The sequence below is a fragment of the Ruegeria sp. BI7 genome, from assembly GCF_056537925.1.
The window spans coordinates 367,954-383,952 of the sequence record NZ_JBQFSK010000002.1 but is presented as its reverse complement, the minus strand read 5'-3'; the positions used below and the strand labels follow the sequence as shown (position 1 = coordinate 383,952).

The following is a 15,999-nucleotide window of genomic DNA, read 5'->3' as shown; positions in this document are numbered from 1 at the left end:
TAATGGGTGGACTCATACGATGAAGGTCAAACAGTCTAGGTTCGGAGTTTCTTGCACGCAGGGCATCTTACCTGATCGGTAATGGTGTTTCTGCAATCTGAAAGTCGTACTTTTGCACGTTCCGTGAAAATTAGTTCAACAAACCGTACATTATATTGCTTCTGGTATTCCCGGCTCTGACAACCCTTGAGAATTTGAAAAATGGTTAACAGTCCTAGCGCACAGGGTGTCGAACGCCACTGGCAACTGAGTCCCAGGCAGAACCAAAGTGCGTCATTTACCAAGACAGCGGCGGGCACGTTGCTGTTGTTTGTTACTTTCTCTCAGGGCAACGTCACCAGCGCCAGCCAGTTTGTCATCTTATACTTGCCGATCCTGTTCTTGGCGCTTGTGATCATCGGCGGCCGGAGGGGTTCTGCAGGTACTTTTGCCCCCAGCAGCCCCGCACGGCTCGGACTTCTACTGATACTCGTTCCGGTACTTCTGGCGACCCTTTCCACGGCCACCGTGCAATACGTCATCATCCTGCTTGGCTTTACCCTTATTGTCTTAACGCTGCCGGTGGGCGGGTTCCTCCAAAACCTTCCAACTTATGCTTATTACGCAGCCTGGCTGAATGCGATGCTGTACATGGGCGAAGTAATATTTTGGGGGCAACTGGGAATACCATTCGACCCATCAGTGTTTAACTATATCGGCGTCGACCGTGAGGGGGTAATCACCACATGGGGATTGACCCGCTATGGTGGACACCATTCGGAGCCAGGGTCCTTCGCAGTCAATTTCGCGGCGTTAACGGTGTTGTCGTTGATGGGCGATCGAAAGCCTACTCTGTTCCATTGGTTTGCTGTGTTTCTATTGGCTGGAACTCTGTCGATCACGGCGGCGCTATTGGCTGTGGTTGTGGTGGTGTCGATTATTCTGACCAGCAAACTGACGGCGAGATCTCTGTTTTTGCTTGTACTGGGACTTGGCCTGATCCCTGTGCTGATTTTGCAAGTTCTACCCCTTTTAGGCTTGCAATCGATGGAATTTCTGACTGAACGCCTGGTTGACCGTGGCGGGAACGATATCAGTATCTACATTAAAGCACAGCTTATCGAAGATGTTAAAACGCGAGACTTCTTATCTACAATATTCGGGAACCGATACGCAGAGTGCTTTCATTGTAGTTACTCCAAATCCATGGGCTTTGGTTTCTATTTTCTGTTTCAAGGCGGTCTGGTGGGTGCCATTGCAGTTGCAACCATTGGTGGCATCGCAATCTGGCGACTTGGACGAAAGGGCTTCGCGCTATTCATCGTTTTTATGTTGATGCGGTTGGAGTTTCATTTCCCTCAAGCCATGATGCTTTATTTGATCGTTGCAGGTTTGCCAGCACCCAACGGACGTTCCTCAAAGGGTAAGGTCGCGTGAAAAATATTTTGGTATTTGCGTTACGTATGATTACGCTTCGTTTGGCAGTCATTCTTTTGTCGTTGGCGCAGACTACACTTTGGGCGGCTGAGTTGGGGGTTGCAGGTTTCGGCCTGGTTTCGGCCTTCATCAGCGCGCAGGTTCTTTTAGGGTTGGGCGCGCGCTTTGGTGCGGACAACGTTTTGGTACGTCACTTTCGCACTGATCCGAACTTTCCGAAGCGTTTCCATACTTTTGTCCGCGCGGCGATCTTAGCCTCGGTGGTCGTCGCCCTAATCGGGTTTACGATATTGGCAAAGCCAGTGTTCGGTAAGCTGACCAGTTACGGCGCCGTCGCGTTTGTAATGTTGTTGCTGAGTTTTAACATCATGCAAATCCTGATTCAGGTCGTCGTAGCCCAAAAACGTCAGGTGCTGGTGACACTGGTCGGAGGCGTACTACCATTGTTGGTAAGTCTGGGATTTTTCTCCTTACCGTTGGACAACTACCTTTCAGTGCCCAGACACATTCAGGCAGTAGCGTTCTTGGCTTTAGGATATTTTTTGGCTGCCGCGGTTTTGGCGGTTCTTCTGCGTGATTTCTGGGCAGAATGTCGTGCGCAACACCGAGCGGCTCCTGGGCGCATGCGATTGTTGCTGGGTTCTGAGCAGTGGCACTTTCTAGCTTATCAAAGTATTGGCCTTGCCCGGGTTCACGGGACCACGTTGGCTGTCATGGCGTTGTTTGGTCCTGAAACGGCCGGGTTCTTTGCTCTTGCATTGCGCTTTGGCAATCTGCTGAGCTACCTCAACGAGCCAGCTCGCATGTATGTACTTCCGCGCGTTGCCGGCAGTTCCAGGGGCAATATCTGGCGCCTCTATCGCTCAATGTTGGGATTGAACGCTGGGCTGTTCGTGATCGGTGTCTTGTCGCTTGCCGGCCTCTATTTCTTTGTCCAGCTGCCATTTTCCACAGACCCACCGTTCCTGCTCTATACCGTTATCATCATGGCCGGTGCGGCGGTGAACCTCTGTGTTGGTCCAGTAGGGGCTATTCTTGCTCAAAGCGGCAATGAAAAACGCAACCTCACCGCAAATATTCTGGGCTTTGGCATCGCAAGCTTCTGTCTGCTTTTGGCTTGGGCTTTAAATGAGCCTGTTGCGGCAGTATTGGGAGTGTCATTGTCCACCGCGACGATCAATCTGTCTAACACTTTAAGCCTGATGCAAGTAATGCGCGATCCAATTTCCGGTCCCGGTCCGTGGCAACTGGGCCGTAGGCGTGGGTAGAGGGCCATCCAGGGTAAAGCACGTTTTGTTGGCAGCAAAAAATTTAGAATGGCATTGGTTGAAAATAAAGGTCATCTGAGTTGATACATGTTCGAAATTTCCAAATCGCAAGACAAAAAGATGAATAACAGTTACGCACCTATTTTGATCTTTGCTTACAACAGGCCGGATAGATTATCTCAAACCTTGCAATCACTAAAGCGATGTCCTGAGTTTTTGGAGTCACCTCTGAAAGTGTTCATTGACGGGCCGAGAACCGCCAAAGATACCAAAATGGTGGAACGCGTACGCGAAGTTGCTCAAAACCTAGAACACCCCAATAAGACAATTCACGTGAGGGAAAGAAATCTAGGCCTGAAAGCTTCGATCAGTAAAGGTGTTTCTGACGAGTTGAGGGAAAATGATTGCGCCATCATTCTGGAAGACGATCTTATCCTATCGCCGCAGACGCTTCATTTCTTCAATCAGGCTCTGGCAAAGTTTGCTTCGGATGACCGGGTTTGGAGTATTTCTGGCTATATGTACGACGTCGCGAGTTTTAAGGAGCGGCGGGACGCATTTTTTGTTCCATTTCCTCATCCTTGGGGCTGGGCAACCTGGAAAACATCTTGGGAGCGTTTCGCGTCTGGCTCGAGGGATCACGCTGTCGTCGAGTCCAAAAGTTTCAGAACTTATTTTGACGTTCTTGGTCTTCGGGATTTCTCATCCATTCTCGAGCTTGACGACCTTGGCTTAATAAGCAGCTGGTACGTGAACTGGTACCTAGAGATTTTTTTGCAAGGCGGCGTTTCACTAGCCCCGCCCGTTAGCCTAGTGCGGAACGCAGGTATGTTTGCGGGTACACATGCAAGCCCTCTGAACCCTTATCGCTTTTTGCACAAGAACCAAGAGTTGGCCTCGTTTTCACCTGAATTGCCGTCAGAAGTTGTGCTGGACTTCAAAGCGTTGGATTGGATCAGAAGCTCACGGGATGTAAAACTGCAAAAGGCCATCTCGCAGCTGGGTCGGGTAAAACGACGTGCCAAACAGGTGGCATCCATTGGGCGTGGCTCGTGAAATGAAATATGTGCGAAACGCTTATCGGGCGATGAACAGGTACACTGCAATTCGGGCGAATGTGAGTGTCGGAAAAAGCTTTGTTATCGGTGTAGGAGGGCACATTCAGGCCCCCGATCAATTGAAAATCGGTGACAACGTCAATATCGGGCGAAACTTCTACATGGCTTGCAATGGAACCATTGGAAGCAACGTTTTGATATCTAGCTATGTCGGCATTGTGGGGCGGCGGGATCATGACATGAAGCAAGTCGGCGTGCCGATTACCCAAGCATCATGGATTTACAGCGACGATCAGGACAGTGACACACCCGAAAGCACGATCTGTATCGAGGACGATGTCTGGATCGGATTTGGCGCGATATTGTTGAGCGGAATTACTGTCGGCAGGGGAGCTGTCATTGGTGCAGGTTCACTGGTAAACTCGAATGTCGAAAGCTACGACGTTGTTGGCGGGAACCCGGCGAGAAAGATTTCACGACGGTTTTCGGACGAGGAAATTGCAAATCACGAAAATGCAACAGTCTAGTTCTGCGCCTATTTTCATATGTTCACTATTCAAGTTCTTTCCGATTTGGTGTCTAAGAGGATCAATCCAGCCTGAATTTTTCGACAACAGTAATATTCAAAACGAATTAATTTCCGTTTAGCCATCTAACATAACTCAGCCTGCCATGGTTTGACGCAACTTTCTATTGCCCGCACGAGAATTTCATGACCGAACCAACTTCAGTACGCCCCATTTTCATCGGCGCTTGCCCCAGAAGTGGAACGACCTTTTTGGGGGATCGCGTAGGGGTACTGCTGAACGGTCGAGTGATGCCCGAATCTCAGTTCAAACGCCCCGCCTTGCGGGCGTTGGCGGTTAATGGCCCCGAGGTCGCAGTAAAAGTACTCGACAATGAGCGGTCTTATCGACTTTGGAGGGATCGCCCGGCGCGTGAGACACTGTTGAAATGTAATGATGCCGCTAGCTTTTTGAGCCATTTGGTTTTTCCCGCAGGCGTCCCTGTTGGCACTGCGCCAATCTGGGTAGATCACACCCCGATTAACTTCGAAGATTTTAGCATTTTGCGGCGAGCATTTCCCAACGCCCGGTTCGTTAACTTGGTTCGAGATGGGCGGGCAGTCTTCTCCTCGGTTCGGGGGTTGGAATGGGGACCGCGCAACCCAATGCACGCATCATGGTGGTGGGCCGCACGTACAGCGCCGGGGCTTGCTGCAAGCCTGAGACATCCGGATTGCTGCATAACCGTCCGGTATGAGGATTTGGCACGCGGACATCTGGATGATTGGAGCTCGTTGCTAACTTTTCTGACCGCAGGCGAGAAACGCAGCGTTACCCCAGAAGAGCTGAGCGCTTCTAGCGGATTTGAAGTGCCCGACTACACTCGCCATCAACACCAACTTGTCGGCGAAGCTCCTTCTGCCGATCGCGTCGAAAGCTGGCGTACAACCCTCTCACAGCGTGAGATCGAAATCTTCGAAGCGAACAACGGCGGCGCGCTGCTTGAGATGCTGGGATACGATCGGCTCTTTTCCTTTCCGCGACCTGCAATCAGGTCAGAGATGATCCGAATGGGCGAATGGCCGTTTCGTGTTACCGCCGAACCCATCAAGAAATTCAAACAGGCGCTGCGTTGGAACAAGGTTAAGTCTGCAGACAAGGTTACAAGTGCATGAGCGATCAGGGTTGTTTCCTTCTCGGGTTGGGTGCGCAAAAATCCGGTTCGACCTGGGTGCATTCCTATCTCGCTGCGGATTCGAATGCAGATTTTGGTCCGATAAAGGAATACCACGTCTGGGATTCGGTCCATTTGCCAGAAATGGCACACTACGATCATCGTGGGCGATCAGGTCTGCGAAACGCAGGTGAATCCTTACTGCGCCGCGCGCTCCGCCGGTCTCCGTCTGTCTCTGCGGTTCGCGGCGCATTACAGGATGATCTTGAAGGTTACTTCGATTTCTTCAAGGATTTGCTCAATCGTCCTGGGATTGCTTTAACTGGCGATATCACTCCAGCTTATGCAGGTCTACCAGCGTCAGTACTAGAAACCATTCGAGACGGCTTTGCCTATCGCGGCATTCCTATGAAAGCTATGTTTCTCATGCGCGATCCGGTGACGCGATGCGTTTCTGCAGCACAGATGAACCGACGCAAAAGCACCCGCACCGAAGCTGTTCAGCTAGATGGCGATTTGGATACCGCTGTACTGGCTTATGCACAATCACCCGAAGCGAGGCTGCGAGCTGACTACGAACGCACCGTAACTGCGTTGCGACAAGTTTTTGCCGAAGATCAGTTGTTCTTCGGCTTTTACGAAACGATCTTTCAGCGAGATGAAATCGCCCGCCTGTCCGAGTTTGCGGGTGTCGCCTTCTGCCCCGAGCATGCAGAACGGCAGGTGAATGTGCATGCCAAAGCTGAATACGTCGGTGACGCGACCCAAGAACAACTGCGCATCATTTTCGATCCGACTTACAATTTTTGCGCAGAAATATACCCAGAAACCAAGGACATTTGGATGCCCGAGGTACTCAACCCGGAAACACTGGTGAAAACCGCCTCATGATCTATCCAAAACGCATCCGCATTGTCTCGCCAGTCTATCCCCGCCCCTATAAACCGGAATCCGGTCGTTTTGTTGCCAACCTTGCCGAGGGCTGGAGTGCCCAAGGTGTTGCTGTCGATGTAATTAGCGCGACTACCCTTTCGGAGCGCCTCAAAGGACGATCTCTCCGCGAAAATGTATCAATCCCCGGCGTCAATACAGATCTGGTGCCGACGTTAGGCACCCCATTTGCCAAGCATTTACCCAAAGGGCTCTACCGCTTGCTGCTAGACCGCCACAACGACAATATCCTCTCGGGGTTGCGTGGTGGTAAGCGACCCGATCTGATCTACGCGCAATTTGCCGAGTCGGGGCAGTTTGCCCGTGTCGTTGCTCGGGAAAAGGGGCTGCCCTACTTCGTGGCTTTGGGCGAGTCCCATTCTCTGCTGAAAGGCACAACCGATACGCTTGAGATGCGCCGCACAGTAATGCGTGACGCGGCAGGGATTGTCTGTGTATCACCGCGATTGCAGGATGAGGCGATTGAGCTGGGTGCCGATTCATCGCGCGTGGAACTGATATTGAATTTCCCGAATTGGGCACGGTTTCGTCCGATGGATAAGGTCGAATGCCGACAAAAACTGGGGCTGAGCCAAGATGCGTTCATCCCGGTCTACGTAGGCCACTATTACGAGCGCAAAGGGGCATCCCGGCTTAACGCAGCACTGCACAAAATGACAAAGCCTGTCCAAGCTGCGTTTCTAGGTTCCGGACCGCTGGTGCCAGACTTTCCAGGTGTCATCAAGACAGGGAGCGTCAGCCACGAGGACCTTGCTTTATGGCTGAATGCCGCCGATGTGCTGGCCCTTCCAACTCTGGCCGAGGGCTGCTGCAACGCCATCGCTGAGGCCATTGCTTGCGCGCTTCCTGCAGTGACTTCGGATATTCCCGACGTTAGGTGGCAGGTTCCAGACAAAGGTGTGGTATTGGTGAACCCCTACGATATTGATGCTCTTGCCGCTGCACTGGATGAGCTTGCTGCCAACCCCCTCCGCGTGGCGGAAATGCGCGAAAGCCTGTTGCCGTTGTCACAGGCAGATCGTGAAAAAAGCCGCCCGTCTGAAATTCTGTCATGGATTCAACGGACGCTCGCCAACGACAGGATTCAATGCCCGGCGTAGTTGCCGTTTAGGCACTGACAAACTTGTAGCATAACGCCCTTGAGAGTGGGTGGCGTCCCAGCCAAAATAGGACCTAAGCCCAACTTTAAGGGCTTCGAACTTCTGCGTGAAATAAACGTTTATGCGGTTTGGAACTAACATCGGTTCGCTCTCAATACGGCAGGTGACGTTGAATTGCTGGCAGAGTGAGACGTCAAATTCAAACTTGGAATTTGCGGTCCACACGAGCAACTACCTAAAAATTAAATTTTATTTGAGTTCAACGACCGCCTCAAGCCTCGTGAAGGTGCTTTCTGACAGTTGGATCAATCCTATTGCTTTGGGCAGGATAGATTCCACAAGCAGCAATTGCCTCACGGGCGGTTACACGCTCGTGCAATCGTTTCCAGATTGCCTTGGCAGCGTAGGGATGCGGGTATGGGCGCCATGCGACGCCCATTGTCATGCCTCGCAGATATTTCAGCTGTTGACGATGTGCGGAATACAAAATCGTATTGGCAACGCTACCTTCGCGCGTAAGCTCGTGCTCGGTCACGAATATCCTGTTTCCGCGCATTGTCACCAAACCGGCATAGCGTGAAATCTGGTGCGTGCTTTTGTCTGGAGACGTAGCAATTTCTCGGGAGCGGATCGTGAACAGCCCATCAACTTCCTGAATTCGGATCAATGAACAAAAGATCTTTCCTTCCCATGAAGGTGTGCAGAAATAGGAATGATAGAACCCCACGTATCGCCTGAGGTTTTTCTGTTGACCCCGAAAAGGTTCCAAAAAAGCATCCGTTGGCGTTGTTCCGGCTTGTAAAAAGGTACCTTTTAACATGAGTTCGAAGGCGCCGGTTTCAGCGAATAAATCGGCTTCTGTCAGGTCGAAATGACGTGCAATGCGACGCATGTTGTAAGCTGAGGGCAAGCTGGAGCCATTCAAGTATCGATTGAATTGCTGTCTGTTGACGCCGATGTCACGGCAAATCTGCGAAATGTTCCCATGTTCTGCGCATAACGACCGCAGGTTGGCAGAAAAATTCTCGGACACAGGCAAAACCTTTCGCGTTCTGACGCTGTATCACTGCAAATAGCGTCAGTACGCGTAAGATCGCACAATTTGTTTTATCTGCAAATCGGTTTCTTCTTCGGTATCGGTCCACAACAGATAAGTCTCAGATGCCAATCGAAACCATCGAAAACACATGGATCGCCCTCGCCGACGGGCGGCGGCTTGCAGCACGACTGTGGCTGCCCGGCACGGGGCCAGCCCCGACCATTCTGGAATACCTGCCATATCGCAAACGCGATGGCACTGCGCCAAGAGATGAAACGACACACACCGTATTTGCAGAGGCGGGCTATGCCTGCATCCGCGTCGACATTGCTGGCACCGGGGACAGCGAAGGGCAGTTCGACGACGAGTATTCCGAGCAGGAACTGCGTGATGGCGAGGAGGTCATAGCTTGGATTGCCGCGCAGGATTGGTGTGACGGCCAGGTTGGTATGGTCGGAATATCATGGGGTGGGTTTAACGGTTTGCAACTGGCCTTTCGACAACCACCTGCGTTGAAAGCCGTGGTCAGTGTCGCTTCGACTGTGGATCGCTATGCGGATGACATCCATTTTATGGGTGGATGCCTGCTAAGTGACAATATGAACTGGGGCAGTCAGATGTTTGCGTACCTGACCCGCCCTGCTGATCCTGAACTTCGCGCGGATTGGCGAGAGGATTGGCTTGCCCGACTGCAAAACGTCCCATTCTCTGCGGCGGATTGGTTGCGTCATCCGACACGGGACTCTTTCTGGAAGCACGGCTCAGTTTGCGAGGATTGGTCCGCGATCCAGACCCCTGTATTAGCAATCACTGGCTGGGCAGATGCTTATGTCAATGCACCCCCGGCTTTGGTCGCGAACCTAACCGTGCCCACCAAAGCCGTCATTGGACCTTGGGAACATCGCTACGCGCATATCTCGAAACTTGATCCGGCGGATTTTCACTCAGAAGTCATCGGCTGGTTTGATCGCTGGCTGAAAGGGCAAGAAAATGGCGCCGAGGATTTGCCTGCGTATCGGACCTATATGCAGGAACACTTCAACCCAACAGCGCATAACAGCCCTCGGCAAGGTCGTTGGATCGCTGAGGCGACATGGCCTTCGCCTCATGTCTCTGAACAGGTCTGGCATCTGACAAAGGGCGGTTTTTCGCAGGAGTCGACGTCTGGCACGGTCGCTATCGCGTCGCCCTGTCATATTGGTGCCGATGGGGGGTATTTCTGTGCAGGCATGCGGATCGACAACGAACTTGCGGGCGACCAGGCCAGGGACGATGCCCTGTCGGTTTGTTTTGACAGCGCACCGCTGCAAGCTCCGTTAGAGTTACTGGGGCGCGCAAAGCTGAAGTTTCAATTTTCAGTGGATCAACCAGTGGCACAACTGGTCGCGCGGTTGTGCGACGTCTCGCCTGACGGTGTATCGCAGCGGATCAACTATCGGTCTTTGAACCTGTGTCACTACCACAGTCATGAGACGCCACAAACGCTGGAGCCAGGTCAGATTTACGAGGCCGAGATAGCCCTGAATGAATGCGCGCATCACTTACGCGGGGGCCATGTGTTGCGGCTGGCCCTGTCTACATCTTACTGGCCGATCGTCTGGCCGGCGCCGAATTCTGCCGAGGTGACATTGCACTTGCAAGATTGCGCCCTGCATCTGCCGGTGCGCGAGGTCACACGCGAAATTCATGCCTCGGAACCGGGACCGGCACAGACATATCCGGTTCTGGAAGCTGAACCTTTGCGTCCACCTTCAGCCCAATCCGAACGCATGATGACCGACGATGGTCGAGTGGTTCTGGAAACGTTCGATGACTACGGCAAGACGCGCGATCCTTATCATGATCTGATTGTCGGCAGCGATGTGCGAATGCACTACGGTATCCACCCCGATGATCCCGCCACCGCCGTCTTCGAGACCGCCTGGAATTTTACCTTTGAGCGGGCGGATTGGCAGGTGGCCATCTCGACCGAGTGCCGCATGACCTGCGATGCGCAAAATTTCTATCTCTACCGCAAACTACGCGCCACCGAAGGCGCAGACGAAATCGAAGTTCTGACAAAGGAATGGTCGGAAACCGTTCCGCGCGGGCTTCTGTAAATTAATCCAAGGGAGGATACTATGAAGATCGAATGGACAAAGGCCAATGTCGGTCGCCGAGGGTTTCTGAAAGGCGCAACCGCGCTTGGGGCCGCAACCGCGCTTCCGATGGGGTGGGCGGACCGTGCGTTTGCTGCAGATGACGGTGTTTTGCGTGTGCGGGCTTATGGTGATGCACAGAACATGGATCCGGCCCATTCCGTTGGTGTTGTTGAAGAGGAAGTACATGCTTCGATCTACAACAAGCTGATCCAGTACAAACCGGGCGAGGAATGGGGCTGGCAGCTGGATGCCGCAACGATGATTGAGCAGGTTGATCCGACCCACATCAAATTCGCACTACGTGACGATATCGGGTTCACCAACGGTTTTGGTGCCATGACTGCCGAGGATGTCAAATTCAGCATGGAACGGGTCGTGGACGACGCGACCGACAGTCCGAACAAGCCCGACTTGGGGCCATTCAGCCATGTTGAAGTAACTGGTGAACGCGAAGGGACAATTGTTCTGAACAAACCGTTCGCACCGATCTGGTCGATCGCCCTGCCCTATATCACCGGAAACATCGTCTCAAAAGCGGCAGTCGAAGCCGCTGGTGGCCGGATCGGGGCTGATCCGGTTGCAGAGTCCGGGCCGTACCTGCGGGACAGTTGGTCACCCAAGGAAAAGACGGTTCTTAAGCGCAACCCTGATTGGAAAGGGGATGCGCCGACCTGGGATACTGTCGAGATTTATCCAATTGACGATGAAAACACCGCCGAGATTGCGTTTGAGGCAGGTGAGCTGGATGTAACCCGTGTGTCGCTGGGCTCGGTCGAGCGGTACCGCGCCGGTGTTCCGAATGGCGGATCGCTGGTTGAAAAACCCTCGCTTTATTATGTCTGGTTGGGAATGAACGTCGAGCATCCGAAGCTGCAAAATCAAAAGCTGCGGCAGGCGATCCAGCACGCGGTGGATGTACCCAGCATTCTAGAGGCCGCCTATTTTGGTGCCGCTGATCCATCGACCGGCATCATTGCACCGGGTCTTGCCGGGCATCGACCTTCTTCGCTTGTGCCACCCGAGGCGAATTTTGAAAAAGCGGCGCAGTTGCTGGCGGAATCCGGTGAAACCAATGTCACACTGACCCTCGATACACTGAACAAGACGACCTTTACGACAACCGCCCAGATCATTCAGGCGACACTGGCGCAGATCGGGATCACGGTTGAGGTGAATGTTCTAGAATCCGGGGCGTTCTGGGCGTCTGGCGACAATGAGAACCTTCAGCTTGTACTGAATCGCTATTCCATGACCCCTGATCCGTACTATGCGACGTCGTGGTTTACGCCTGAACAGATTGGCAAGTGGAACTGGGAGCGTTTCAATAGTCCTGAATTCAACGAAATCCATGAAGCCGCGGCTGCGGAAACGGATATCGCAAAACGGGCTGAAATGTATCAGCGCGCGCAGGACTTGATGGAAGATAGCGGTGCCTATCGCTTTATCACCCACGAGGCGACACCGGTCATCCACAGCGCACGTGTCATTCCTGCGCTTCGGCCGGATGGCCTGTCCCTGCTTCGCTATTTCGGCAAGGCGACCTGATCTCCCCAGGTCGACCGAGGTGCGGCGGGCGCGTAACGCTCGCCGTACCAAAAACAAAGCCACCAAGCCGCAAGGAGCCAGTTGGCCATGCTGAATTTCGCAACCCATCGCTTCGGGCTGTCGCTGCTTATCCTCTTCGTGGCGGTGACCGTCATGTTCCTGATGATCCGCGCCGTGCCAGGCGATCCGGTCCAGATCATGCTGGGCCCGCGCGCCACGCCCGAGCTTCAGGCTCAGCTAACCGCGGCGCTGGGGCTTGATCAACCGATCTGGAAACAACTTTTGATCTTCTATGGAAACCTCCTGCAAGGTGACCTTGGCACTGACGTCTTCTCGGGCCGTTCCGTGACCGAGATTGTGTTTCAGCAATTGCCTTTCACTCTGGAGCTGATCTTTGCGTCGATCCTGTGGTCTGCAAGCTTGGGCATCGCACTTGGTGCCTATGCGGCTGCGCATCCTAACACTTTGATCGATCGGATCACCGCCGCAGTATCCGTTAGCTTTGTTGCTGCCCCGGCCTTTGTTGTTGCACTGTTGGCGCTGCTTGTTTTCGCCGTGCATTTGCAATGGTTCCCTGCCATAGGCGCGGGCGAAGGGTTCTGGGATCGACTGGACCATCTTGTCCTGCCCGCCTTTGCAATCGGGCTCAGCTGGGTTGGCTATATTGCCCGGCTGGTGCGGGCTTCGATGCTGGAAGTTATGGGCGAAAGCCACGTGCGCACGGCCCGGGCCTTTGGTATCGCCGAACGTCGCGTGGTCATGGTTTACGCGTTGCGTATTGCCATACTGCCAGTGGTTACCGTGATTGGGGTCGGGATGGGCTTTCTTCTCAGCTCGGCCGTTTTTGCAGAAATCGTCTTTGCCCGCCCCGGGCTGGGAAAGTTGGTGATCGATAGCATCACGACCCGCAACTACCCGATTGTCATGGGTTCGGTCCTCGTATCCACCGCGCTGTTCGTGGTGTCGACCGCATTGGCTGATCTGATCAATGCGTTGCTCGATCCACGTGCGCGTACGGCTCATTGAGGAGGGGGAGTTATGGAAAAATCTCGTTCTGAACTGGGCCAGATCATAGTCGGCGTCGCCCGTGACCCGCTTGGCTTAATGGGCTTGATCATTGTCGGCATCATCGTGTTCTGCGCAATATTTGCGGCCTGGATCGTGCCCTATGACCCGATTGCGATGGATATCAAATCCCGCATGCAAGGACCGTCCGCCGCGCACTTGCTGGGAACCGACCAGCTGGGTCGTGATACGTTTTCGCGTGTGATTGCCGGAGGCCAAGTCGCGCTCAAGGTGGCTTTGCCTGCTGTGTTTGGTGCCATGGCGATTGGCCTGACGCTGGGTATGATTGCAGGGTACGGGCCGAAATGGCTCGACAATCTTTTGATGCTGTTTTTCGATACCATTCGGTCCTTTCCGACCGTGATGTTCGCGCTTGCTGTTGTGGCCCTCGTCGGGCCGAGCCTTCAGACCGTGGTGTTTGTGGTCATGGCGACCTCGATCCCGACCTATGGGCGGGTGGCGCGAACCCAGACGCTGACGCTGCGCAACTCCGAGTTCATACTGGCCGAACGCTCGATGGGGGCCAGCATGGCGCGCATCTTGGGTGTGCATATGCTGCCTAACATCATTGGCGTTCTGGCGGTACTGGCGGCGATGGACATCCCCACAGTTATCGCGCTTGAGGCTGGCCTCTCCTTCTTGGGACTGGGTGTCAAACCCCCAACCCCCAGCTGGGGAGCGTTATTGAAGGACGGTTATTCCCTGATCCGCCAGACGCCTTGGCTGGTAGTGGGCGGCGGCCTGCCGATCATCCTGGCAACTCTTGGGTTCACTTTTCTGGGTGAAAGCCTGCGCGACGTGGTTGACCCGAAACTGAGGAAACAGAGATGACCGATATACTTCTGGAAATCGACCACCTCAGCGTCGACTACGAAACAGGACGCGGCGACCTGAAGGCCCTGCGGGATATCACTTTCAACATCAACAAGGGTGAAATTGTCGGCATTGTTGGGGAATCCGGTTGTGGTAAATCCACCTTGATTTCATCCATCCTGCGTTTGACCGCGCCCAATACGCGGTTCCGCGAAGGAGAGGTTAGGTTCAAGGGGCAGGATTTGCTGCAAGCCTCTGAGCGTCAGATGCGTGACCTGCGTGGGGCGGATATATCCATTGTGTTTCAGGATCCGATGCAAACGCATAATCCGGTTCTGACCATTGGGCAGCAGATGCTGGACATTCAGCACCGATCCAAGCAATCCAAAGCGGACAAACTGGCCCACGCGGCCAAGATGCTAGGCGCCGTTGGCATTCCCGATCCCGAAGCCCGTTTGAAACAGTATCCCCATGAATTCTCGGGCGGGATGCGCCAGCGGATCGCCATTGCGATGGCGTTGATGTCCGAACCTGATCTTTTGATCGCAGATGAGCCGACTACGGCGCTGGATGCGACGCTTGAGGTGCAGATCATTGAGCGTCTGCAAGAACTGCAGCGCGAGTTTCACTGTGCCATCCTGTTTATCTCTCACCACCTGGGCGTGATTGCGGAACTCTGCGACCGGGTGGTTGTGATGTATGCTGGTGCAGTTGTCGAAAGCGGCGACGTGCGTGAGATTTTCCACAATCCCAAACACCCCTACACGCGCCGTCTGATTGAATGCGACCCCGGTCACATCAAGGAACGTGCCCGTATTTTGCCGACCATCCCCGGTGAAGTGCCCGATCTGGCCAACCTGCCAGGTGGCTGCATTTTTAGAGATCGTTGCGATCAAGCGATGGCACGCTGCGCGAGCGAGGTGCCCCCTTTGGATCAACTAAAAGAAGGCCATCATGCTGCGTGCTGGCTGAACCATGAGGAGGCCACAACATGAGCTTGCTGAACGTCGTGGACCTTAAAACCAGCTATGGACCGGTCAATGTTCTGGCGGGCGTCAGCTTTACCGTAGAACCCGGCGAGACCTATGCGCTAGTTGGTGAAAGTGGCTCTGGCAAAACGACGGTTATTCGCGCCATTGCGGGACTTGCCCCGGCGCAGGATGGTTCGGTCACTTTCGAAGGCCAGGAAATTCGAGGCGCGCCGGAAAAGGTCATGCGTCCGCTTCGCAAGGACATGGCAATGATGTTTCAGGACCCGGTCGGAAGCCTGTCGCCACGCTTGACGATCCGCAGCCTGATCACAGAACCCTATCGCATTCAGGGTATGAAGGACCGCGATCTGGATGCCGAGGCCAAGCGCCTGCTGGAAATGGTCAACCTGCCCACGCATTTTGCGGATCGTTATCCTTACCAGCTGTCTGGTGGTCAGGCACGGCGTGTGGGCGTAGCCCGTGCGTTGGCGCTGGAGCCCAAGCTGATCCTGGCGGATGAACCAACCGCTGGCCTTGATGTGTCGGTGCAGGGCGAATTGCTGAACCTGCTCAACGATCTGCGTGAAAGGCTGGGTTTGGCGATGGTTATCATCACACATAACCTCAGCGTCGTGCGCCACGTGGCCGACAGGATGGGCATCATGTATCTGGGCCGATTGGTCGAAGAAGGCACAACCGAGACGATTTTCAACGACCCGCGCCATCCTTATACGCGCTGTCTTCTGAGTGCCAATCCAGAACCCGACCCGGATGCGCGATTGGAACGGATCGCCCTTAAAGGTGAACCCCCCAGCCTGCTCAAGCGCCCTTCTGGGTGCGAATTCCGCGAGCGCTGTCCTTTTGCCAAGGATATCTGCACCCAGACACCAGAATGGGAAGTGGGCGAAGGCCACGGCCTGCGTTGTCTGGCCCCGCTGTCCTAATAGGTAGT

At 54.0% G+C, this 15,999-nt stretch carries 14 protein-coding genes; 13 read left to right on the top strand and 1 reads right to left on the bottom strand.

The window, feature by feature from the left end:
• Positions 1-300: 300 nt before the first annotated feature.
• From ACR0JB_RS09295 to ACR0JB_RS09265, 7 genes are all read left to right on the top strand, one after another.
• Positions 301-1,416, top strand: a complete 1,116-nt coding sequence (locus tag ACR0JB_RS09295) for a hypothetical protein (RefSeq protein WP_170395186.1) — start codon at positions 301-303, stop codon at positions 1,414-1,416.
• Positions 1,413-2,684 carry a lipopolysaccharide biosynthesis protein gene (locus tag ACR0JB_RS09290; RefSeq protein WP_480789861.1) on the top strand — a complete coding sequence of 424 codons (1,272 nt, stop codon included), beginning with the start codon at positions 1,413-1,415 and terminating at the stop codon, positions 2,682-2,684. The genes ACR0JB_RS09295 and ACR0JB_RS09290 overlap by 4 nt, the downstream gene beginning before the upstream one ends.
• An 87-nt stretch (positions 2,685-2,771) precedes the next feature.
• Positions 2,772-3,740, top strand: a complete 969-nt coding sequence (locus tag ACR0JB_RS09285; RefSeq protein WP_170395181.1) for a glycosyltransferase family protein — start codon at positions 2,772-2,774, stop codon at positions 3,738-3,740.
• A 1-nt stretch (position 3,741) separates the two neighbouring features.
• Positions 3,742-4,269 (top strand): acyltransferase, encoded by a 528-nt coding sequence (locus ACR0JB_RS09280; RefSeq protein ID WP_170395178.1) that lies wholly within the window; start codon positions 3,742-3,744, stop codon positions 4,267-4,269.
• Between the two features lie 185 nt (positions 4,270-4,454).
• Positions 4,455-5,423, top strand: coding sequence for a sulfotransferase family protein (locus tag ACR0JB_RS09275; RefSeq protein ID WP_170505869.1), 969 nt, complete (start codon positions 4,455-4,457; stop codon positions 5,421-5,423).
• Positions 5,420-6,313, top strand: a complete 894-nt coding sequence (locus ACR0JB_RS09270; protein ID WP_480789860.1) for a sulfotransferase family protein — start codon at positions 5,420-5,422, stop codon at positions 6,311-6,313. Before ACR0JB_RS09275 ends, ACR0JB_RS09270 begins: the two co-directional genes overlap by 4 nt.
• The gene (locus tag ACR0JB_RS09265) at positions 6,310-7,473 is read left to right on the top strand and encodes a glycosyltransferase (RefSeq protein WP_170505872.1); all 1,164 of its coding nucleotides are present in this window, start codon (positions 6,310-6,312) and stop codon (positions 7,471-7,473) included. The genes ACR0JB_RS09270 and ACR0JB_RS09265 overlap by 4 nt, the downstream gene beginning before the upstream one ends.
• A gap of 271 nt (positions 7,474-7,744) precedes the next feature.
• On the opposite strand, the gene ACR0JB_RS09260 is transcribed toward ACR0JB_RS09265, so the two are convergent.
• Entirely contained in the window at positions 7,745-8,506 is a 762-nt protein-coding gene (locus tag ACR0JB_RS09260) for a helix-turn-helix transcriptional regulator (RefSeq protein ID WP_170395167.1), read from the bottom strand.
• Between the two features lie 128 nt (positions 8,507-8,634).
• On the opposite strand from ACR0JB_RS09260, the gene ACR0JB_RS09255 reads away from it, so the two are divergent.
• The 6 genes from ACR0JB_RS09255 (at position 8,635) to ACR0JB_RS09230 (ending at position 15,991) form a co-directional block, all read left to right on the top strand.
• A complete protein-coding gene (locus tag ACR0JB_RS09255; protein ID WP_170395164.1) occupies positions 8,635-10,611 on the top strand; it encodes a CocE/NonD family hydrolase in 1,977 nt (658 codons plus the stop codon).
• 21 nt (positions 10,612-10,632) lie between these two features.
• Positions 10,633-12,198: an ABC transporter substrate-binding protein gene (locus tag ACR0JB_RS09250; protein ID WP_170351175.1), complete on the top strand. Its 1,566-nt coding sequence runs from the start codon at positions 10,633-10,635 to the stop codon at positions 12,196-12,198.
• Positions 12,199-12,285: 87 nt separating this feature from the next.
• Positions 12,286-13,224, top strand: coding sequence for an ABC transporter permease (locus ACR0JB_RS09245; protein ID WP_170395162.1), 939 nt, complete (start codon positions 12,286-12,288; stop codon positions 13,222-13,224).
• Positions 13,225-13,236: 12 nt separating this feature from the next.
• Positions 13,237-14,094 carry an ABC transporter permease gene (locus ACR0JB_RS09240; protein WP_170362625.1) on the top strand — a complete coding sequence of 286 codons (858 nt, stop codon included), beginning with the start codon at positions 13,237-13,239 and terminating at the stop codon, positions 14,092-14,094.
• Positions 14,091-15,071, top strand: a complete 981-nt coding sequence (locus ACR0JB_RS09235) for an ABC transporter ATP-binding protein (RefSeq protein WP_170505878.1) — start codon at positions 14,091-14,093, stop codon at positions 15,069-15,071. The genes ACR0JB_RS09240 and ACR0JB_RS09235 overlap by 4 nt, the downstream gene beginning before the upstream one ends.
• Entirely contained in the window at positions 15,068-15,991 is a 924-nt protein-coding gene (locus tag ACR0JB_RS09230; RefSeq protein WP_170362623.1) for an oligopeptide/dipeptide ABC transporter ATP-binding protein, read from the top strand. The genes ACR0JB_RS09235 and ACR0JB_RS09230 overlap by 4 nt, the downstream gene beginning before the upstream one ends.
• Positions 15,992-15,999: the final 8 nt, after the last annotated feature.

Bases quoted from the DNA above. Each gene is read 5' to 3' on its own strand.
- ACR0JB_RS09285 (WP_170395181.1), top strand. From the start codon at position 2,772: ATGTTCGAAATTTCCAAATCGCAAGACAAAAAGATGAATAACAGTTAC.
- ACR0JB_RS09280 (WP_170395178.1), top strand. From the start codon at position 3,742: ATGAAATATGTGCGAAACGCTTATCGGGCGATGAACAGGTACACTGCA.
- ACR0JB_RS09275 (WP_170505869.1), top strand. From the start codon at position 4,455: ATGACCGAACCAACTTCAGTACGCCCCATTTTCATCGGCGCTTGCCCC.
- ACR0JB_RS09270 (WP_480789860.1), top strand. From the start codon at position 5,420: ATGAGCGATCAGGGTTGTTTCCTTCTCGGGTTGGGTGCGCAAAAATCC.
- ACR0JB_RS09265 (WP_170505872.1), top strand. From the start codon at position 6,310: ATGATCTATCCAAAACGCATCCGCATTGTCTCGCCAGTCTATCCCCGC.
- ACR0JB_RS09255 (WP_170395164.1), top strand. From the start codon at position 8,635: ATGCCAATCGAAACCATCGAAAACACATGGATCGCCCTCGCCGACGGG.
- ACR0JB_RS09250 (WP_170351175.1), top strand. From the start codon at position 10,633: ATGAAGATCGAATGGACAAAGGCCAATGTCGGTCGCCGAGGGTTTCTG.
- ACR0JB_RS09245 (WP_170395162.1), top strand. From the start codon at position 12,286: ATGCTGAATTTCGCAACCCATCGCTTCGGGCTGTCGCTGCTTATCCTC.
- ACR0JB_RS09240 (WP_170362625.1), top strand. From the start codon at position 13,237: ATGGAAAAATCTCGTTCTGAACTGGGCCAGATCATAGTCGGCGTCGCC.
- ACR0JB_RS09235 (WP_170505878.1), top strand. From the start codon at position 14,091: ATGACCGATATACTTCTGGAAATCGACCACCTCAGCGTCGACTACGAA.
- ACR0JB_RS09230 (WP_170362623.1), top strand. From the start codon at position 15,068: ATGAGCTTGCTGAACGTCGTGGACCTTAAAACCAGCTATGGACCGGTC.